Origin of the sequence: Methylonatrum kenyense, from assembly GCF_023195885.1 — a bacterium.
Classification (GTDB): domain Bacteria; phylum Pseudomonadota; class Gammaproteobacteria; order Nitrococcales; family Aquisalimonadaceae; genus Methylonatrum; species Methylonatrum kenyense.
Genome location: NZ_JALPKO010000001.1, coordinates 43,158 through 61,368, shown reverse-complemented (window position 1 = coordinate 61,368; position 18,211 = coordinate 43,158). Strand labels below are relative to the sequence as shown.

Below are 18,211 nucleotides of genomic sequence, written 5' to 3'. Positions count from 1 at the left end.
GAGTGAAGCACCAATGCCGCCGGCGGCGCAACAGACCCGAGGTTGGTGCGACGGCATGACGCCAGCGGAAGTCCACCATCAGGGCAGTGGTTGCGAGAATCAGCACCAGGCTGGCGAAGGAACAGCACGCCGGCAACGATCATGGCGTCCATCGACCCGTCCGGCATCGGTGGCCAGGACCCAGCCGGCGCCGCGACCTTAGTCCGGTGTGGGGAGTTGCTTGTACATCACCAGGGCATCCACGTAGCCATGAGTGGGGTGACGAAACGCGCCGGGAAGCACGCCGACCTCGGTAAAACCGTTGCCGCGCCAGGCACGAATCGCGGCCGTATTGGTGGCGACCACCAGGTTGTACTGCATGGAACGGAAGCCGAGCGCGACGGCCTGCTGCTGGGAATGCCGGCAGAGCGCCGTCCCCAGACCCTTGCCCCGTGCCTCCGTCGCCACGACATAGCCGCAGTTGCAGACATGGGCGCCTAACGCCGGCTGATTGGGTTTGATGTAGTAACTGCCAAGGATCCGATTCGAGGAATCAAGGGCAACGAATGTTGCGACCGGCACCGTCACCCAAGCGTGGTAAGCTTCGGACTCGGATATGTCCGGAGGCAGGGGGTAGGTTTCGCCGGCGCGCAGCACCGGTTCGACGACGGCCCAGGTGCCGGGCCAGTCCGTTTGATTGAACAGGCGTATCTGCATGGTTCCTCGTCGGCACAAGCCTAACAGTCGACCCGGAAGCGGACCACGCCGATTAGCTGGTCGGATTCGGTCTTCACGCGGACCGTCCAGCGGCCTTGGGGCGCATCCGGGAAGTTCTCCTTGTAGGTCCAGATCCGGTAACCGGCCTCCCGTCCGCCGAACACTGCCACCGGAAGCTCCTCGCGAAACACCCCGTCCAGCGCCCATTCGTGGCGCACCTCCTCACGGATGCCACGTGGTGCGCGCACCGCGGTGAAGGCATACAGCCTTCCCGCGCGCAGATCGGCCTCACAGACACGGCTTAGGCTGCTTCCCGCCGTGCGCATTTCCTCGTCCATGGCATCGGTGATCCCGCTGTCGGTCAACCAGAACGTGGCCGGCGGCACCACAGATCGGCCGAACCAGGCGGCAGCTCCCAGCAGGAGGACGAGGCTCAGCAGGCGGAAGGCATTGCCCAGGCTGCGAAGCGGAACCCGTTCCGCGAGACTGGGCACGGCGCAGACCACCGTGAGCGCGGTGGCCAGGGCATAGGTGTCGGTCGTGGGGAGTTGGAACAGGATCGGCAGTGTGGCCAGCAAGACCACGAACATGGCACTGCTGTGGTAGGCGAAATACAGCCAGCGGCGCTTGGCCAGCCAGCCGTAGTAGCTGGGATCCCAGACGGAGACTGCCGCGGCGGCACAGATGGCCAGCGTGAAAACCGCCTGTTCACTGCTCCAGGTGGTGGTGATCAGGAAAAACGGCAGCACGAAAAAGAAGCTTTCCTGATGCACGAGCTGGGCGGTGAAGTGCATCATCGGTGCAGGTACTTGAATGCCGGTCAGCCGGGCCAGTAGCTTGCGCGCCGGCTGCTCGATCAGCAGCAGCACCCAACCGGCGAGGACGAAGGCGGCGACCAGACGTGCCATGTCTTCCTGGCGATCCACCAGCATGAAGCTGAGAATGCCGGAGCCGAGACCGATCAGGGCGAACACATAGGGATGCCGGCGAATGAAAACGCCGATCCGCAGGGCCCGCATCCGCCAAGTTGCCATTTGAACTCCGGCTGCCCGGTTGCTTATCGATACAAGGAGATGAGTATGGTTGATCGCGACAGCGTGGCGGATTTTCTCACCACCGAGTTTCCCCAGACAAAGTGTCGGGTAATCGCCGTCGGTGACGGCGCGGCAAGCGTGACCCACCCGATCGGCCCGGACGAACTCCGGCCGGGCGGCACCGTCTCCGGGCCGGTATTGCTGGGTATCGCGGACGTCGCCCTGTATGTGGCGCTACTCGGCGAAATCGGGTTGGTACCGCTGGCGGTCACCACCAACCTGACCGCCAACTTCCTGCGCAAGCCGTCTTCGGATGCGGCAATCCGTGCCGAGGCGCGACTGCTCAAGGTCGGCCGCTCGCTAGCCGTGGGCGAAGTCTACTGCTATTCAGAGGGTATGCCGGAGCCGGTGGCGCATGTGGTCGGCACCTACTCTATCCCGCCGGATCGCACCAAGGACTAAGCGGCAATGCTGCATCGGGCGTTGGGCCGGGGGCCGGCTGCCAGGGAAACACTGGTTTAGTCCCACGCTTGCGTTGGAGTCCGCATTTTTTCCGGGGCAAGGGGCGCTGCGCACGAGGTGTAGGGTGTATTAAGCGCAGCGAATGCACGCTGTGTGATCCGTCACGATCATGGCAACAGGCTCTCGGTTACCGCCGCCGCCGATGCCCATCCCGGGCCTCGTTCGTCAGAACACTTTCCTTGTCCGAAAATCCGCGCTGTCCTGCCAGGGGATCACTACGCCTTTGGCCAGAAACACGTCGCCTTGGGTAAGGGGAGCCCACCGCTAGCCGCTTTCCTCCCGCGGCTCGTGGCTGATTGGCGGTGGCGCACCGGCGGGTGCCCGACGTTGCCGCTCGCTGAGCCCCAGCAGGACCAGCGGCACCACGATCAGCGTCGCGCCGGCAAAGAACCAGGCGTCCGGCACCTCGGCGAACAGTAACCAGCCCAGCAGCACCGCCCAGATCAGGCCAGTGTATTCGGCGCTGGTCACGCGGTTGGCCGCCACATCGCGGTAGGCGAGGATCACCGTGGTGCTGTAGCCCAGGATCATCAGCGCCGAGCCCATGGCCGCCGCGAGCAGGCGCCAGTCCCACGGGGCGCCCTCCCAGAGCATCAGCAGCAGGGCGGCGGGCAGGGCGTAGACATGGGTCAGGAACAGCACATCCATGGTGTTCTGGCTGCGCGGCAGCTTGCGTACCAGCAGCGCGCTCAGCGCCAGTGCCGCTGCGGCACCGAGCCCGCTCAGGCTGTACCAGCCGAAATCCAGCGGCCGGAGGATCAGCAGTATCCCGGCGAAGCCGAGCACGACCGCGGTCACACCCAGCACGGACACGCGCTCGCGGAACAGCACCACCGCCAGCAGCAGGATGACCAGCGGCGCGGCGTAGAACAGGGCATTGGCCGTGGCCAGCGGCAGATGCACCAGGGCCACCACCATGCACAGGACGCCGACCAGCCCGATATGCGCCCGGGCAACGTGCACGGCCGTGCCGCGGCCAAGCCCGCGGTGGTCCAGCAGCGGCCAGAACGGTAGCAATATGGCCAGTGTGCACAGCACCCGCATGAACAGGAACTGCAGCACCGGTACGTCACTGCCCTGTGCCTTGACGATGATGTCCGACAGAATCGCCAGCAGATTGCCGATCACCAGCAACAGAATGGCGCCGCGTGCCGTCTTGCCCGACATGGTCCTGCATCTCCGTGCGAAATCATTGAATTGAGCAAGATTACGGCAGGAATGGCATCAGATATAATGATGTAACGTGTTTCCTCATGAAAAAATATCATGGATAATCTGCCACCGCTGAAAACCCTGCCGGTGTTCGAGGCGGTGGCCCGGGCGCGCAGCTTTTCCCGGGCGGCGGCGCAACTTCACGTCACCCAGAGCGCGGTCAGCCACCGGATTCGCCAGTTGGAGGACTTTCTGGGCGAGACACTGTTGCTGCGTCGCGGCCGCACGGTGGAACTCACGGCCGAGGGTCGGCGTTACCTGGAGGAAATCAGCAGCGGGCTGGACCAGATCCGGCAGGCCACTGGCGCCTTGCAAGGCCGCGCCAGCACGGCCATTCGTCTGGCCGCGCCCAGCTCGTTCGCCGTGCGCTGGCTGATTCCCAGGCTGCCGGACCTGCAACGCCAGCACCCCGAGATCGAGGTCATGCTGGAGATGCTGGATGAGGCGCCGGACCTGTCAGATCGTCTGGCCGATGCCTTCATCACCCTGCAGCCACGGCAGCGGGGGTTCAGCACCGACCTGCTGTACGAGGAACGCATCTTCCCGATCTGCAGCCGGCAGTACCGGGAAACCGTGCACCAGCAGTTGCGCCAGCGCGGGCTGATTGGTGAAGAGCCACCGGACCGCCTGCAACCCGACTGGCTGCATGGTCATCCGCTGTTGTCCTCGTCCAGCATCACCGGGCGTGCGGGCGAGGACTGGACAGACTGGTTTGCCGCGCAGGGCTCAAGCGTGCCGGCCAGCAGCCGGATGCAGCATTTCAGTCATATGCTGATGGCCCACGCCGCGGCCCGCCACCATCAGGGCATCGCCCTGACCAACGACTACATGATGCAACCCGATGACGATCCGGACCTGGTGCCGCTGCATGCAGGCATGCACCGCACCGGCGATCGTTTCTTCTTCGCCTGCAAGACCAGCCGCCGCCGGGAACCCGGTCTGCGCGCACTGTGGCACTGGATCGTCGGCCAAGCAGTCCGTTCCGGCCTGCGGGCGAGGGCCGACAGGACGCGTCAGGACACGTTTGCCCGCTGAAGGCCCGCGGCCGAGGACAGGCCACGGTGCCTTTCCGCCCGGGCAAAGAAAAACGGCCGCCAGCAGGGCTGACGGCCGTCCGTGATGCGGAGTGAGACGGTCGCTTACATTTCCGGACGGGCGCGGGCGTTGCCGCCGTCGCGACCGCTGCCATCGATATTCGCGCTGTACGGCGTCGGCGCGACCTGTTCCACCTCCTCCGGGCTCATCTGGTCGACATCAAACACCGGCGGTGGGCCCTGCGGCCGCATCTCGCTCACGTTGTCGAAGATCGGCAACTGGAAACCGCTGAGGGTAGCGCCGGAAGAGTGCTGCATCTCGGCCGTGGCCGTAACCAGCATCAGCGCGGCGATACCACCGAGAAGCCCCATGAAAAACCGGGGATCACCCGAACGTTCCTCAAGACCGGAAAAGGGACTGGCCATCGCAGTCATCGCAGCGCACTCCGTCTTTTTCTCACTTGCCCCAGTGTACCGGAGGATGCTTGGGCATCCAATCTATCACCGCCAGGTTTGACCGCCTGATGCCTGGCCCGTTCAGCGCCGGCGAGAAATAGGAAATTGGAAATTGGGGACACCCTCGGATTTTTAGTGGCGCGAACGAACCCAAGTCCTGAAGTCTGTGTGCGGGGAATTTAAGGGTGTCCTAGATTTCTCCTAGATTTCAAGATTTGTAAATTTCCCCTTCCGCCAGGTGGTCAGCGCTTGTGGAGGTTTTTTCTCACGTGGTGGCTAAGCTGGAGCAGGTTGACCTTACGGTAGACGTCCAGCCGTTCGTCGGCGAGAGCGTTTCGGGCGATGGCCGTCTGCAGGACGGGTACAGCCACCGCGTCCACCGAAGCCCGGCGGATGGCTGCCTCCCAGGCCGGACTCGACTGCACCTTGCCCCAGTCGTTCCACGGGCCCTGGTGGACCCGGGGTGGCCGGATCGCCTCGCCGATCTTGCCGCCGAGCAGGGTTCCGAACCGGATGGGAGCGTTGACCCACCATGGGTAATACGGAAAGCGGCCGTCGGCATGGCGGACGAAACGGGACCGGCGCAGGTACGGGCGGAACGCCCGATGGAATAGTCGATGGTTCATTTTCCACTGGGTCGGTGCTGCCGCACTCACCTTGACGGCATCATGTGACATGAAGGGCTCGTAACTTGGGAACAGTCGCCGGTTGCTGTACAGGTTGGGAACAGCGACCCGCATGGTCATGGGCCAGGTTTCGAACCACTCGTGGGCGGTCACAGGCCGGAATTCCAGGATACGGTCCAGGTGATCGCGCCGCCGCAGGGTCAGTTCCGCCAGCACATCGTCCGGGAAGAATGGGCTTCGGACTCCTGCGGTGCGTGCCTCCCCTGGCAGCATGACTTGGGGGATCCAGCCCTGGCGCGAGACTTTCGGTTGCCGCGCGTACACGGCCTTGAGCAGAGTATCCGCCAGGTAACCTCCGAACACAGCCGGATAGGCGGCGAGGCGTCGGGTCTCGTCGAGGCCAAGGGCATGGGCGTGAATGCACTGGTGACCAGCTCCCACCAGTGTTGCCGCCTCGGGCAGGATGTCGAGGTAGTGGAGCGGGTCCCGGTAGCTCGCTCGAAACTCGGCGCCGTATGCGGCGGCGGCCTTGCGGGCGACGCGCCCTTCCCGGTTCATCCGGTCCAGGAACACGATGGCGTCTCGCTTGATGTTGCGCGGAAGCATGCCCGCCAAAGCCCGGGAATCCTCGCCGCCGCTGATGAAATGTGCCACATGATCCATGGGGCCAGTGATCCGGGCGATATCACCGGTCACGCCGTTGCGCAGGGCCGTCGCCGCGTCGTTGAGCTTTCGGAACGGTGTCCGTTCTTCCGGCCTCCAGTAGGGTTGCAAAGCCTCGAATACTCCGTTGATCGGATCGATGCAATGCGCGGTCGCAGGCTGAAATTGCCGAACGTTTTCGTAGGCGGTGTAAGGATAGGTAATGACGTGATGCAAAACGAAATCCGCTAGCGACACAGCATCAAACAGCGTTTCCTGGCTCACTGCCCTGGCCAGTGCGTCCACGTGCGTGCCAATCGTGGTTTTGTCGGCGCTGACGTGCGAGTACACGGGAATGAACAGCATCAGGTCGGTGATGCAGGTGATGTTTTTCGTGATCTTGTCGACCAGGAGGGCGACGAAGGGCCCGCTCAAGTCCTCCGACCAGTTCACCGGGCCATCCCGCCAGCGTTTCAGGATCGCCCGCGTACCCGCCTGTCGGTCCGTTCCAGCGAGGAATGCGTTATCGGTGAATCGAAGCACGGGTCCACCGATAACGACGCAGATGTGCCTGTCCGTCTCCACGGGATCGAAACCGTTGTAAGTCGATTGGGTGACGGCCAATGAGCCCCACGATCCATGGTATTCGACCGCGTCCACGGTCCCGTTGAGATAGATCTTCTGCAGGTGAGCCGCCAGCAGGCCCTTCTTCATCGGTCTGCTGGAGTACAGGAAATCACTCATCGTGGGGCTCCGGTTGTTTGCTGGCACGTACCACGTGATGGATCAGCCAGATGTTTAGAAGCATCCCGACTAGGCTGAATATCGCAATGCCGGATACAGCATCGTCCAGCACCAAGAATCCGATATACAGCGCCATTACGCGCAGCGTCACGCTGATCACTTCGTGAGTCAGTAGAAATCCTTGCAGTTTTAACACCGGTGTCGCCCCGACCGCAGGACGGTTGACGAACCCGAAGAACAGCCACAGCGACAGCCACTGGGAGTAAACGCCGGCAGTCCGCCACTCCGCGCCGAAAACGAATTGGAACAGCGCGGGCCCCGCGATGATGATTACCAGAAAGGGTAATGCACCGACAGCGGCCATGCCGACTGTGGCCTTGATGATTAGCCCGCGGACATCCTCGTCGTTACGTTTTGCCTCGTTGACGCGCGGATAGAAAACCGAGAGCACCGAGCTGCCGATCAGCGCGGAAGGCAGGGCGAGAACCGCCATGGCGATAGCGTACTGGCCGGCGGCGCCGGCGTCGAAGAAGGCTGCCAGCAGCAGTAACGGCAGACTCCGCGACAGGATGTTGATCAGGTTTTGGGGAGTGCGCAGGAGCGGGAAGTCCCTGTGTTCCATCGCCAGCGTCGTCAATTGTGGCCCGGCCGCGGTAGGGACGTTCGGCTCCGTCCGGCCCCGCGCCTCCTTGCGCCAGCGGAGGTATGTAAGTGTGGTGCCGACAAGGTTGCCCAGCGTATTGGTTACGATGAGTACCATTGCCGTTGGGTGAATGAGACCCAGGCCGGACTTTGCGCCGTTGACAAGCAGTGCTGTATAGGCCTTATACCTTGCAGCGATCGCGAAAGCCTTCCTGCGGATCAGCCAATGCCCCATGACGTCGCCCAGCACTGCAACGAAAACAGCTACCGGGATCAGGTACATGAAGGCTGCGATGGCGCCGGCATTGAGTATCACCAGAAGTTCCTGGCCGGCGAAATACAGGCCGACCGAGATGAGCAGCGCCATTACCGCCCCGAGTGCCAGGGCCAGCCGTACCAGGATTCGGGCATCCCGCTCCCGTTCCGGAAGTACGATGGCAATGGGGTAGCTGAGGGTGGCTAGCACGCACAGGGGTGCCACCAGGGACAGGAAAATGCTATTGAGCCCGAACGCTTCCGGCCCGTAGAGACGGGTGATCAACGGGGCGAATGCCATCATGATGGCCTGGGACGCTGCGGTGCCTGTGGCCAGCATCGCGACATCGCGAACAAAGGGGCGTCTGGCCAGATCCTGCAGGAAGCGGCTCCCCAACCGGGCCAAATCCCCCATGTCCCCCCCTGACAAGTTGATTGCAAGCCCGGTAACCGGGTCGTGTTCTGTTCGTTCCGACAAGAATAGAGCCTCCCGGTCCCCGAAACGAACTGACTTGCCACAATGTCGGGATCACCCCGTCAACCCACCACGGGGCGTCGGATTTTTCATTTCGGAAAAGTTTGAGGATGTCCTGAAAGTTTCCGCTGAAAGTTTCCCGGCAGATCAACCGCGAACTCAAGCGCCGCAGCGCCATCGAGGCGGTGATCGGCCACATCAAGGCCGACGGCCGTATGGACCGTTGCCGGCTGAAAGGGGCGCTGGGGGATGCATTGCACGCGGTGCTCTGCGCTGCCGGACACAACATTCGGCTGCTGCTGCGGTACCTGGCAGCGCTTTTGTGGCTCATCGTCCAGCGCATGCGGCAGACCACGTCGGCGCTGATACCGGCCATAGGCCACAACAACAGCCACCCAGTGGCCGCGTAAACGCCTTATTCAGAATCGACTATTAAATTGCAGGGCAGATATGGTGCCTTCTCTTTCGCGGTTTCAGACATAACAATAGTCAGCCTTTTTCTATTCAAGAAACCTAAAATCATCCTCATTCATATAATCAAGGAATCCCATAAGTCTCGCGTCAACGTCGGCATCACTTGTTATTTCCTGCATGGCGATTTCACCCAAGACCTCAAATGCTGCTTCAAATGCCCCAACGCCCTCCCTGAGAGCGTCTGAACTTTGAGTTCTGCACGCCTCTGATATGAGGTGCGTAAAGGTCCGGGCGGCGTCGCGATTTGTTTCATTGACAACCTGATTTGGAACAGCGACGCTGTCTCTTACGCTTGGATGTGCAAGAAGAGCTAAACCGATCCATCGCGCCAAGATTATGCGCTGCGCGCCGGTGCTCGATTGGACGAGACAATTACCTAACCGTTCTGACGCCGTTTGCGCGCTCGCAGATGTCGACATCAGGAGCCCAAAAATCAAAACAGTAAAAAATATTTTTGCTCTCATGAATTCTCTCCGATCGTTGTTCATATCAGTTAATGATTCGGGTGTCTATCAACAATTAAATCCTGCCCTTGTTATTTTCACGGTAGGCGAAAAACTGGCTCAACACCATTCCCCATTTTTTGAGTAACAACTGTTCCAGCGAGCTTATCTTGCCAGCTTTGCTTTTTCTTATCGAAAGCGATCCGTAGAAAATCCAAGCCGAGTGGAGGAAGTAAGAAGAGAGTTGCGAAAAACCGTCCTACGCAATGAGCTGGCCGTGGCGCCTCACCTGTAACCGCATCAACGATTTTTACCGAAATAGCCATCTTTCCCTGAGTCGCCTGTGTAAAGAGAAAAAACGTGATTATGGCAATGGACGGCAAGACATAGTTTATAAAAAAATCCGAGGAACGCCACATCAATGGGCGATATGGATCGAAAAAATATTCCCAGACCCAAAGGGAGAGAGTTAATGGTCCGAGTATTAATGTTATAAGAATAACGTCGATTAGGTAGGCTTCGAATCGGATCCAGAATCCCGCATGTTCCATTTGGTTTTCCATTTCAACTCCTTTGGCGGGGAGCTTTTAGAATAAATAACTTGCGAAAGCCGGGTGCATGGTGCACTCCCTCGACGTCGGACTCGGGCCAGTCACGAAGAGTACAGGGCTGTGTCATGGCCGTGCCTTCCGGGTACAAGTGAAGAGTCTGTATGGAAGCAATAAATGTACCGAGAAGCTGTGAAAGCTTTTTAAATCAATAGCATCGAGTCGATAATAATTTGAGATAGCCTTTTTGAAGGATAAAAGCGGCGCGTGGTGTCAGGTTTTTCGACACGTGATCCGGCATCGAGCCAAGCCGTACCACCGGAAATCGAAATCGGGGACGCGAAATCGGGGACACCCACAAACTTTTTCGCGATACACCGGGGTTACCCATTCCCTGTCCGATTTTCCGGGTAATCTTACCCAGACGCCGCATAGCCGACACAGGCCAGCGCAAGTCCGATGATCGGAAACAGGGTGCATTGCATGCCCAACACCCGTAGGCGGATGGAATCCGTTGCCAGTGCCCGTGCATGAAGAATCCTTCCGATGACCAGTGTCAGGCCGCCGAGGTGCAGCAGTAGCCAGTGGCCGCCATTCAGTTCCAGGACCACCAGAAGCACTAACGCCGGGGGAATGTATTCGGCGGCATTGGCTTGGGCGCGAATTGCCGCCTGGAGTGTTGGATTGTCTCCGTCGCCCAGGCGTACCTGGTGCGCGCGGCGCAGGCGGATCACCCCCATCGCAAGCTGGACCAGAATCAGGGCGAGGGCGGCGGCATAGTAGGAGGTGATCATCAAAGAATACTCCGCGTGGGCTGGAACGGTGCTCCAGTATGACTGCAGCGGGGTGAGATCGGGCGGTTACTCTACGACCTTGAACTGCAGAGCCCAGTCTATTTGTGGTCCGTGGCCAGGCGTCAGATCCCCGATGCCGCAGACGGCGCCATGCGCGTTATGCTGTCGGCACATTCCGGGCCCTTTCCGTGGCCCCCCGACAACGAAGGGAGTCGAGACAAGCATGAGCCAGGGCATTCGAGAGATTCTTGCCGGCACGTCGGTCCTTCCGGTGCTACGGATTTCCCGTCTGGAGGCAGCGGTTCCGCTGGCGCGGGCGCTGGTGGAAGGCGGGCTGCCGGTGATGGAGGTGACGCTGCGCACGGACATTGCTCTGGATGCCATGCGCCAGATCGTGCGCGAGGTGCCCGAGGCCCGGCTTGGCGTTGGAACCGTTGTGCTTGCCGAGCAGGTGGCGGAGGCGGCTGATGCCGGCGCCGCGTTCGCGGTCAGCCCGGGGCTGAGCGGGGCGGTTGCTCGCGCCGCCGAGCGCGCCGGCTTACCGCTGTTGCCGGGGGTGATGACGCCGAGCGAGCTGATGCACGCGCGCGACCTTGGTTTCGACACCCTGAAGTTGTTTCCGGCCGAGCAGGCCGGTGGCCCGGAGATGCTGCAGGCATTGAGCGGACCGTTTCCCGACGTGCGATTCTGCCCGACCGGTGGTATCGGCGAGGCACGCCTTGGTGCCTACATGTCCCAGCCCAACGTCATCGCGGTTGGCGGTTCCTGGTTCGCGCCGCCGGATCTGCTCGCTGCCGGTGAATGGGACACGATCAGGCGGCTGGCCTCGCGCGCCTGCCACCTCATACCGCATCGATCACGTTAAGGAAACACTGAATTATTCCCACGCCTGCGTTGGAGTCCGCATTTTTCTCCGAGGCAAGGCGCGCTGCGCGGTGCCGCAGTCGTTCTGCGGTCAAGCAGCGAAACACAGCAATCGGGAAAAATGCGGCCCAACCCGAAGGGCCCGGCCGGTTTTGGCCCCTGGCGGCGTTGCGCCACCGGCCCGGTAGCTCTGGCTACCGAACCGGCACCGCGCCTTGCCAGATGACCAAAACCGGTCTCGGGCGCAGACGCGCGAATAGATCAGTGTTTCCTTAAGCGGGAAGTCCGGCATATCGGGGCCCATGAACTGTTGACCGGTCTGTTGGACTGGGAAATCGCCTCCGGTCGCCTAGCATCCGTTGGCGCCACCACCCCCGTCGCCGCCGGCCCCGGTGCTGCCCGGGGCGCTGCCGCGGGCCGCGAGGCCGGGCACGATCCACACCGCGAAACAGAGCACATAGAGACCTGAAAGCATCACCCATAGCGGCAGGTACAGGGCCTCGAGCGACGATGTGGCGGTCAGGTCCCCATTGGACAGCGCGACCCAGCCAGTCACCAGGAAAAAGATCAGCAGGTTTCCCGACGCGAGGCGGCTGGCCACCAACAGCAGCAGGACCGCACCGGCCCAGACGCCACTGCCGAACGGAACGCTCAGGCAGAGCCAGACGGTAACCGCGGTGACTATCCAGCAAAGGATGCGCATGCCGTTCATCGTCCGTTTTCCCGGTCAAGGACTCCGGATTCAGGGGTCAGGCCGGCAAGGCCGTGTCGTGGCCCTTCTGCACCAAGGGTAGGCGAAAACGACACCTGGACGATCCGGAATCGGCAGCCACCCGCAGGTGATGGCTGCCGGTTCCGGCTTATTTCTCAGTCGGTCTGGTAGATCTCCGCGCCACGCTTGCGGAACTCAACGGCTTTCTCCTGCATCCCCTTGGCAATCGCCTCGTCGGCGTTGTTCAGTCCGTTGGCATCGGCGTATTCACGGATGTCCTGGGTGATTTTCATCGAGCAGAAGTTGGGGCCGCACATGGAGCAGAAGTGGGCGACCTTGTGGCCTTCCTTGGGCAGGGTCTGGTCGTGGAATTCGCGGGCCTTGTCAGGATCCAGGCCCAGGTTGAACTGGTCTTCCCAGCGGAACTCGAAGCGGGCCTTTGAAAGCGCGTTGTCACGGACCTGCGCGGCCGGATGGCCCTTGGCCAGGTCGGCGGCGTGGGCCGCGATCTTGTAGGTGATGATGCCGTCGCGCACGTCCTGCCGGTCCGGCAGGCCCAGATGCTCCTTGGGCGTGACGTAGCAGAGCATCGCCGTGCCGTACCAGCCGATCTGGGCGGCGCCGATGGCCGAGGTGATGTGGTCGTAGCCGGGCGCAATGTCGGTGGTCAGCGGGCCGAGGGTATAGAACGGTGCCTCGTTACAGGCTTCCAGTTCCTTTTCCATGTTTTCCTGGATCATCTGCATCGGCACGTGACCCGGGCCTTCGATCATCACCTGCACATCGTGCTTCCAGGCGATTTCGGTGAGTTCGCCCAGAGTTTCCAGTTCGGCGAACTGGGCCGCGTCATTGGCGTCGGCGATGCAGCCGGGACGCAGGCCGTCGCCCAGCGAGAAGGCCACGTCATAGGCCTTCATGATCTCGCAGATGTCCTCGAAGTGGGTGTAGAGGAAGCTTTCCTGGTGATGCGCCAGGCACCACTTGGCCATGATCGAACCACCGCGGGAGACGATGCCGGTAACCCGGTCCGCGGTCAGCGGCACATAGGGCAGGCGCACGCCGGCGTGGATCGTGAAATAGTCCACGCCCTGTTCGGCCTGCTCGATCAGCGTGTCGCGGAAGATTTCCCAGGTCAGGTCCTCGGCCTTGCCATTGACCTTCTCTAGCGCCTGATAGATCGGCACGGTGCCGATCGGTACCGGGCTGTTGCGCAGGATCCATTCGCGGGTCTCGTGGATGTGCTTGCCGGTGGATAGGTCCATCACCGTGTCGCCGCCCCAGCGGATGCCCCAGACCATCTTTTCCACTTCTTCCTCGATCGAGGAGGTGACCGCCGAGTTGCCCAGGTTGCAGTTGATCTTCACCAGGAAGTTGCGGCCGATGATCATCGGCTCCAGCTCGGTGTGGTTGATGTTGCAGGGGATAATGGCGCGGCCGCGGGCGACCTCGTCGCGGACGAATTCCGGGGTGATCCGCTCCGGGATCTCGGCGCCGAAACTCTGGCCCGGGTGGCGTTTCAGCAGGCGCTTGTCCTGCAGTTCCTCGATGCGCTGGTTTTCGCGGATCGCGATGTATTCCATCTCCGGCGTAATGATGCCCTGGCGGGCGTAGTGCATCTGGCTGACGTTGCGGCCCGGCTTTGCACGGCGCGGTGCGCGGATGTGCGAGAAGCGCAGGCTGGCGGTGGCCGGGTCGTCGGCGCGCTCGCGGCCGTAGTCGGAGGTCGGGCCGTCGAGCTGTTCGGTGTCACCGCGTTCGTCGATCCAGGCCCGGCGGACCTCGGGCAGGCCCTGCAGCAGATCGATGGTCTGGCTCGGGTCGGTGTACGGACCGGAGGTGTCGTAGACGGTGATCGGCGGGTTCTGCTCGGTGCCGTTGCTGCCGATGGTCGGCGACTGCTGGATTTCGCGCATCGGCACGCGGATATCCGGCCGGCTGCCGGTCACGTAGACCCGATGCGAACCGGGCAGGGGCGTGGTGACTTCCTGGTTGAGAACGGCGGCGTCCTTGGTCGAGAAGGCGCTGGTCTGCTTGCTGCTCATCGCGTTTACCTCGGTTGAAGCAAGTGGCAAACACGAAGCGGAGAACGGCGACGATGAGGGTCTCATCGAAGCTCCCTTCGCCGGTACGAGCCGGATCAGGTTCAAAGGGTCTTTCTCAGCGCCGGACCATCACGCATGGTCCACTGCGGCGCACCCCCGCTTCGGTCTTTCGGTAATTCGGTGTCCTGTGTCAGCACAGGGTAGGGCATTTGGCGCCCGTTGTCAGAGTGATCGGCTCAGCTTTCGGGTGGAAGGGTTTTCCCGCCCAGCCGCTCGGTGATCCTGGCCGCGGTATCTGCCACCAGCCGGCCGAGCTCCGGCAGCCGTTCCGCTGTCAACCGGCTGCTGGGTCCGGAGATGGAAATGGCCGCCGCCACCTCGCCCCAGGTATCAAAGAACGGCGCGGCTACGCAGCGCATGCCGGGCACCTGGGCCTCGTCATCGATCACGTAGCCGTTGTGCCGTGCCTCGATCAGGGCACGGTCCAGTTGATACCGGCTGCGGATCGATTTCTCGGTTTTCACCGGCAGGCCGGCTTCGGCGATCAACGCGTCCAGTTCGGACTCCGATGCACGTGACAGCAGGGCCAGGCCGACCCCGGAGCAGGTCAGCGGTACGCGGTCACCGATCCGCGAGAAGGCCCGTACCATGGCGCGGGATTCCACCTGGGACAGGTACACGGCGAAGGCCTTGCGCCGGATTGCCAGGTTGGAGGTTTCACCGGATGCATCGGTCAGTTGCCGCATCAAGGGCCGCGCCAGGCTGACCAGGTCGCGGCCGCGCAGATAGGCACTGCCGACCGGCACCGTCTCGACCCCGACCCGCCACAGGCCGGTGTCCTCGTCCAGTTCCGCGAAGCCCGCCTGTTGCAGCGTTGCCAGCAGGCGGTGCGCGGTGGAGGCGGGCAGCGTCAGCTCTTTCGCCAGGTCGGTTAGAAGCGCCCCCTGTTCATGTTTCGCGAGCAGGCGCAGCAGCCGCAGGCCGCGATCCAGCGCCTGGACCGTGTCTGTTTGGGTGCCCGCGACTGTGGCGCGCGGGCGGGTGCTTGCCGGACTGTTGCCTGTCATGGTTTTCCTGACGCATTGCCGGATGGGCTATTAGACCAGACCGGCGACTGCCGATGAAAACCGGCTGCTATGCTGCACCGGTGTTCATGTCCCCGGTGGCGCCCGCGCGAACAATAACAGGGGGGAAAGCCCATGGGTCTCGGCGTTCTGTTTCTGCTTGCCTTGATGCCGGTATTCACCGTATTCCTGTTTCTGGTGGTGCTGCGCTGGCCGGCCAAGCACGCCATGCCCCTGGCCTACCTGGTGACTCTGGGGATCGCCCTGACCCTGTGGGGTACCGATTTCACAACCGCCATGGCGGCCTCGGTCAACGGCATCGTCACGGCGTTGAATATCCTGTTCATCGTGTTTGGCGCCATCGTCCTGCTGTACACGCTGCGCGAGAGCGGCGCCATTGCAGTGATCCGCCAGGGCTTCATGGACATCACGCCGGACCGGCGCATCCAGGCCATCATCATCGCCTGGCTGTTCGGTTCGATGATCGAAGGGGCATCCGGTTTCGGCACGCCGGCCGCAATTGCCGCGCCATTGTTGCTGGCGATCGGTTTCCCGGCCATGGCCGCGGTACTCTGCGCACTGATCATCCAGAGCACGCCGGTGTCGTTCGGTGCCGTGGGCACGCCGATGATCGTCGGCGTGACCTCCGGACTGGAGGGGCAGTCGGTGGTCGAACGCCTGATCGGCACCACCCCGATCGAGGAGTATGTGGTCCATATCGGCACCCAGGTGGCCCTGCTGCATGGCCTCGTCGGCATCCTCATTCCGCTGATCATGGCCGGCATGCTGACCCGCTTCTTCGGTGAGAATCGTTCCTTCCGCGAGGGGCTCAGGGTCTGGAAATTCGCGGTGTTCGCCGCGCTGGCCTTCATACTGCCGTACAACCTGGTGGCGAACCTGCTCGGTCCCGAGTTCCCGAGCCTGATCGGCGGCCTGGTCGGCCTGGCCATCGTCCTGCCGGCGGCCCGCGCCGGCTTCCTGATGCCGAAGGACCAGTTCCAGTTTCCCGAGCGTGCGCGCTGGGAGGCGGAGTGGATCGGCGAACTGCAGGATGTGGAAGAGCCGTCCGCCGAGCACAGCCGGACCATCAGCCTGCTGCGCGCCTGGATGCCCTATGTGATCGTCGCGGTGCTGCTGGTTATCACCCGAACCGTGGATCCGGTGGTGGACTTCCTGCGTGCCGAGGTCTTCACGATCCAGTTGCAGGACATCTTCGGCAGCGGCATCAATGTCTCCTCGCAGCCGTTGTATCTGCCCGGCTTCATGCTGCTGGTCGGCTCGGTGGCGACCTACTTCATGCACCGCATGTGGACGCGGTCCGGAGCCTACGCAACGGCCTGGCGGGCCTCGGGCAAGATGATCATCGGGGCCGGTGCGGCACTGATTTTCGCCGTGCCGATGGTGCAGGTGTTCCTGAACACGGATGCTGCGGTGCTGGCAGGAAGCAGCGAAACCTACAGCATGCCGGAGATCATGGCGCTGGCGCTGGCAACGGCCACCGGTGAGGCCTGGCCGCTGCTGTCACCGCTGATCGGTGCCCTCGGTGCCTTCATCGCCGGCTCGAACACGGTCAGCAATATGATGTTCTCGCTGTTTCAGTTCGCAACTGCGGAATCCATCGGCCTGGATGCTCAGGGCGCGGCGCTGGTAGTGGCGCTGCAGGCTGTGGGTGGTGCCGCAGGCAACATGATCTGTGTGCACAACGTGGTCGCAGCCTGCGCCACGGTGGGGTTGCTTGGCCGAGAAGGGGCGCTGATTCGCAAGGCGCTGTTGCCGATGAGCTATTACGTCGCGGCTGCCGGCGTGCTGGGCATGGCTCTGATTTATAGCGCGAGCTGGTTGCTGCTGTGGGGGGTGATCGTGGTCGCCACCATCGCATTCATGTGGCTCTACCCCTCGAGGGCGTAGGGCAGGGCGGCGATCTCGGCCGGCGCGTCGCCGACCTGGAGATCCTGGCGGTCCTCGAAACCGGTTTTCAGGACTGCCAGCAATTCCGCGCCGTCCGGCCCCGGGGCAGCGATTACCACGTCACCGGCGGTCTTGCCCTCGCCGTCGGTGACCTTGTCGCCGGGTTGCGGAAGCGTGGAGCTCAGCGGAACCAGCATGCGGTACATGCGGCGGCTGGGTTTGCCCAGGTAATGCATGCGGGCAACGATCTCCTGGCCCGGGTAGCACCCCTTTTTGAAGTTCACGCCGCCAACCAGTTCCAGGTTCACCTGCTGCGGCACGAAGCCCTCGGTGGTGTGTTCGGTCACCACCGGAATCCCGGCGCGGATCTCGGTCAGCCACCAGAGCTCTTCTCCAGCCGGCTCCGTATTTCCCCGGATGCCTGGCTGCAGGGCCTCGACCTGTTCGGCGGGCCCGATCAGCGACTGCCGCGGGATGCCACCCGGCTGGTTGAGCACCAGCAGGTCGCCGGCCTGATGCATCGCATACGGTCCATCAGGTGCGCTGCCCGCGGTCTCCTCCAGCCGTTGCAGCGGTCCGTTGCCCAGAATCCCGAGACAGGCGTAGTCATCGGAGACGTCCTCGATAGTCACCTTCGAACGCAGCACGAACATCCGCAGCCGCTTCAGCAGGCCGTCAAGCAGTGAGCGGCGGGTCAGCAGCAGAAAGCCGGCATCACTCTGGATCACGGTGAACAGGCCGAACAGGCGCCCCTTGGGATTGCAGTAGCCGGCCAGCGTCCACTGGCTGTTGCTGGCGCTGGAAATGTCCTGGGTCAGTTGCGCCTGCAGGAAGGCACGTGCGTCGTCGCCGCTAACCTGCAGCAGGCCCAGTGCGGGCAGCGGAATCACCGCGCCGTCTTCCAGCTGTTGAACAATGCGGGGCTCGATAGTCGCGGCGTTCTGGGTGGTGCTCATTCCGTCTCCCAATCGGCGGTGCGGGTCAGGGCTTGCTGCAATGCAGCGATATCATGGAACATAAGATT

17 protein-coding genes, 1 pseudogene and 1 riboswitch are annotated in these 18,211 nt (G+C 62.5%); of the genes and pseudogenes, 5 read left to right on the top strand and 13 right to left on the bottom strand.

Annotated elements, in window-relative coordinates; all coding sequences use genetic code 11:
* Window positions 1-198: 198 nt before the first annotated feature.
* Together M0534_RS00310 and M0534_RS00305 are read right to left on the bottom strand one after the other, a co-directional pair.
* Window positions 199-696, bottom strand: a complete 498-nt coding sequence (locus M0534_RS00310) for a GNAT family N-acetyltransferase (RefSeq protein WP_248566413.1) — start codon at window positions 694-696, stop codon at window positions 199-201.
* Window positions 697-716: 20 nt separating this feature from the next.
* Window positions 717-1,730 carry a DUF5924 family protein gene (locus tag M0534_RS00305; RefSeq protein ID WP_248566412.1) on the bottom strand — a complete coding sequence of 338 codons (1,014 nt, stop codon included), beginning with the start codon at window positions 1,728-1,730 and terminating at the stop codon, window positions 717-719.
* 45 nt (window positions 1,731-1,775) lie between these two features.
* Here M0534_RS00305 and M0534_RS00300 point away from each other — a divergent pair, with 45 nt between their 5' ends.
* Entirely contained in the window at window positions 1,776-2,192 is a 417-nt protein-coding gene (locus M0534_RS00300) for a PaaI family thioesterase (RefSeq protein ID WP_248566411.1), read from the top strand.
* A gap of 324 nt (window positions 2,193-2,516) precedes the next feature.
* Here the strand turns inward: M0534_RS00300 and M0534_RS00295 are convergent, their stop codons facing one another.
* Window positions 2,517-3,419 carry a DMT family transporter gene (locus tag M0534_RS00295; RefSeq protein ID WP_248566410.1) on the bottom strand — a complete coding sequence of 301 codons (903 nt, stop codon included), beginning with the start codon at window positions 3,417-3,419 and terminating at the stop codon, window positions 2,517-2,519.
* 99 nt (window positions 3,420-3,518) lie between these two features.
* Here M0534_RS00295 and M0534_RS00290 point away from each other — a divergent pair, with 99 nt between their 5' ends.
* The gene (locus tag M0534_RS00290; protein WP_248566409.1) at window positions 3,519-4,499 is read left to right on the top strand and encodes a LysR family transcriptional regulator; all 981 of its coding nucleotides are present in this window, start codon (window positions 3,519-3,521) and stop codon (window positions 4,497-4,499) included.
* Window positions 4,500-4,603: 104 nt separating this feature from the next.
* On the opposite strand, the gene M0534_RS00285 is transcribed toward M0534_RS00290, so the two are convergent.
* The 3 genes from M0534_RS00285 to M0534_RS00275 all read right to left on the bottom strand — a co-directional run bounded on the left by M0534_RS00285 (window position 4,604) and on the right by M0534_RS00275 (window position 8,278).
* Window positions 4,604-4,933, bottom strand: coding sequence for a hypothetical protein (locus M0534_RS00285; protein ID WP_248566408.1), 330 nt, complete (start codon window positions 4,931-4,933; stop codon window positions 4,604-4,606).
* A 263-nt stretch (window positions 4,934-5,196) separates the two neighbouring features.
* Complete coding sequence (locus M0534_RS00280; RefSeq protein ID WP_248566407.1) at window positions 5,197-6,966, bottom strand: hypothetical protein; 1,770 nt, start codon at window positions 6,964-6,966, stop codon at window positions 5,197-5,199.
* The gene (locus tag M0534_RS00275) at window positions 6,959-8,278 is read right to left on the bottom strand and encodes a lipopolysaccharide biosynthesis protein (protein ID WP_248566406.1); all 1,320 of its coding nucleotides are present in this window, start codon (window positions 8,276-8,278) and stop codon (window positions 6,959-6,961) included. The genes M0534_RS00280 and M0534_RS00275 overlap by 8 nt, the downstream gene beginning before the upstream one ends.
* A gap of 218 nt (window positions 8,279-8,496) precedes the next feature.
* Here M0534_RS00275 and M0534_RS00270 point away from each other — a divergent pair.
* A pseudogene (locus tag M0534_RS00270) lies at window positions 8,497-8,748 on the top strand (transposase); the annotation flags it as partial.
* Between the two features lie 90 nt (window positions 8,749-8,838).
* Here the strand turns inward: M0534_RS00270 and M0534_RS00265 are convergent.
* The 3 genes from M0534_RS00265 to M0534_RS00255 all read right to left on the bottom strand — a co-directional run bounded on the left by M0534_RS00265 (window position 8,839) and on the right by M0534_RS00255 (window position 10,597).
* Complete coding sequence (locus M0534_RS00265; RefSeq protein WP_248566405.1) at window positions 8,839-9,276, bottom strand: hypothetical protein; 438 nt, start codon at window positions 9,274-9,276, stop codon at window positions 8,839-8,841.
* Window positions 9,277-9,353: 77 nt separating this feature from the next.
* Window positions 9,354-9,818: an RDD family protein gene (locus tag M0534_RS00260; protein WP_248566404.1), complete on the bottom strand. Its 465-nt coding sequence runs from the start codon at window positions 9,816-9,818 to the stop codon at window positions 9,354-9,356.
* 401 nt (window positions 9,819-10,219) lie between these two features.
* The gene (locus tag M0534_RS00255) at window positions 10,220-10,597 is read right to left on the bottom strand and encodes an MAPEG family protein (RefSeq protein ID WP_248566403.1); all 378 of its coding nucleotides are present in this window, start codon (window positions 10,595-10,597) and stop codon (window positions 10,220-10,222) included.
* A 223-nt stretch (window positions 10,598-10,820) separates the two neighbouring features.
* Here M0534_RS00255 and eda point away from each other — a divergent pair, with 223 nt between their 5' ends.
* A complete protein-coding gene (gene eda / locus M0534_RS00250; protein WP_248566402.1) occupies window positions 10,821-11,462 on the top strand; it encodes a bifunctional 4-hydroxy-2-oxoglutarate aldolase/2-dehydro-3-deoxy-phosphogluconate aldolase in 642 nt (213 codons plus the stop codon).
* 348 nt (window positions 11,463-11,810) lie between these two features.
* Here eda and M0534_RS00245 read toward each other — a convergent pair whose 3' ends face one another.
* The 3 genes from M0534_RS00245 to M0534_RS00235 all read right to left on the bottom strand — a co-directional run bounded on the left by M0534_RS00245 (window position 11,811) and on the right by M0534_RS00235 (window position 15,282).
* Window positions 11,811-12,173, bottom strand: coding sequence for a hypothetical protein (locus M0534_RS00245; RefSeq protein WP_248566401.1), 363 nt, complete (start codon window positions 12,171-12,173; stop codon window positions 11,811-11,813).
* Between the two features lie 155 nt (window positions 12,174-12,328).
* Window positions 12,329-14,215, bottom strand: a complete 1,887-nt coding sequence (thiC, locus tag M0534_RS00240; protein WP_248566400.1) for a phosphomethylpyrimidine synthase ThiC — start codon at window positions 14,213-14,215, stop codon at window positions 12,329-12,331.
* Window positions 14,216-14,270: 55 nt separating this feature from the next.
* Window positions 14,271-14,383, bottom strand: a riboswitch (TPP riboswitch).
* 68 nt (window positions 14,384-14,451) lie between these two features.
* Entirely contained in the window at window positions 14,452-15,282 is an 831-nt protein-coding gene (locus M0534_RS00235; RefSeq protein ID WP_248566399.1) for an IclR family transcriptional regulator, read from the bottom strand.
* A gap of 132 nt (window positions 15,283-15,414) precedes the next feature.
* On the opposite strand from M0534_RS00235, the gene M0534_RS00230 reads away from it, so the two are divergent.
* The gene (locus tag M0534_RS00230; RefSeq protein WP_248566398.1) at window positions 15,415-17,187 is read left to right on the top strand and encodes an L-lactate permease; all 1,773 of its coding nucleotides are present in this window, start codon (window positions 15,415-15,417) and stop codon (window positions 17,185-17,187) included.
* Here the strand turns inward: M0534_RS00230 and ygfZ are convergent.
* Complete coding sequence (gene ygfZ, locus M0534_RS00225; RefSeq protein WP_248566397.1) at window positions 17,169-18,143, bottom strand: CAF17-like 4Fe-4S cluster assembly/insertion protein YgfZ; 975 nt, start codon at window positions 18,141-18,143, stop codon at window positions 17,169-17,171. The two genes, M0534_RS00230 and ygfZ, sit on opposite strands and share 19 nt — an antisense overlap.
* Window positions 18,144-18,211: the final 68 nt, after the last annotated feature.

What these genes read in the sequence shown, in the direction of transcription:
- M0534_RS00310 (WP_248566413.1), bottom strand. Translation starts at nt 696, where the DNA reads ATGCAGATACGCCTGTTCAATCAAACGGACTGGCCCGGCACCTGGGCC.
- M0534_RS00305 (WP_248566412.1), bottom strand. Translation starts at nt 1,730, where the DNA reads ATGGCAACTTGGCGGATGCGGGCCCTGCGGATCGGCGTTTTCATTCGC.
- M0534_RS00300 (WP_248566411.1), top strand. Translation starts at nt 1,776, where the DNA reads ATGGTTGATCGCGACAGCGTGGCGGATTTTCTCACCACCGAGTTTCCC.
- M0534_RS00295 (WP_248566410.1), bottom strand. Translation starts at nt 3,419, where the DNA reads ATGTCGGGCAAGACGGCACGCGGCGCCATTCTGTTGCTGGTGATCGGC.
- M0534_RS00290 (WP_248566409.1), top strand. Translation starts at nt 3,519, where the DNA reads ATGGATAATCTGCCACCGCTGAAAACCCTGCCGGTGTTCGAGGCGGTG.
- M0534_RS00285 (WP_248566408.1), bottom strand. Translation starts at nt 4,933, where the DNA reads ATGACTGCGATGGCCAGTCCCTTTTCCGGTCTTGAGGAACGTTCGGGT.
- M0534_RS00280 (WP_248566407.1), bottom strand. Translation starts at nt 6,966, where the DNA reads ATGAGTGATTTCCTGTACTCCAGCAGACCGATGAAGAAGGGCCTGCTG.
- M0534_RS00275 (WP_248566406.1), bottom strand. Translation starts at nt 8,278, where the DNA reads ATGGGGGATTTGGCCCGGTTGGGGAGCCGCTTCCTGCAGGATCTGGCC.
- M0534_RS00265 (WP_248566405.1), bottom strand. Translation starts at nt 9,276, where the DNA reads ATGAGAGCAAAAATATTTTTTACTGTTTTGATTTTTGGGCTCCTGATG.
- M0534_RS00260 (WP_248566404.1), bottom strand. Translation starts at nt 9,818, where the DNA reads ATGGAAAACCAAATGGAACATGCGGGATTCTGGATCCGATTCGAAGCC.
- M0534_RS00255 (WP_248566403.1), bottom strand. Translation starts at nt 10,597, where the DNA reads ATGATCACCTCCTACTATGCCGCCGCCCTCGCCCTGATTCTGGTCCAG.
- eda (WP_248566402.1), top strand. Translation starts at nt 10,821, where the DNA reads ATGAGCCAGGGCATTCGAGAGATTCTTGCCGGCACGTCGGTCCTTCCG.
- M0534_RS00245 (WP_248566401.1), bottom strand. Translation starts at nt 12,173, where the DNA reads ATGAACGGCATGCGCATCCTTTGCTGGATAGTCACCGCGGTTACCGTC.
- thiC (WP_248566400.1), bottom strand. Translation starts at nt 14,215, where the DNA reads ATGAGCAGCAAGCAGACCAGCGCCTTCTCGACCAAGGACGCCGCCGTT.
- M0534_RS00235 (WP_248566399.1), bottom strand. Translation starts at nt 15,282, where the DNA reads ATGACAGGCAACAGTCCGGCAAGCACCCGCCCGCGCGCCACAGTCGCG.
- M0534_RS00230 (WP_248566398.1), top strand. Translation starts at nt 15,415, where the DNA reads ATGGGTCTCGGCGTTCTGTTTCTGCTTGCCTTGATGCCGGTATTCACC.
- ygfZ (WP_248566397.1), bottom strand. Translation starts at nt 18,143, where the DNA reads ATGAGCACCACCCAGAACGCCGCGACTATCGAGCCCCGCATTGTTCAA.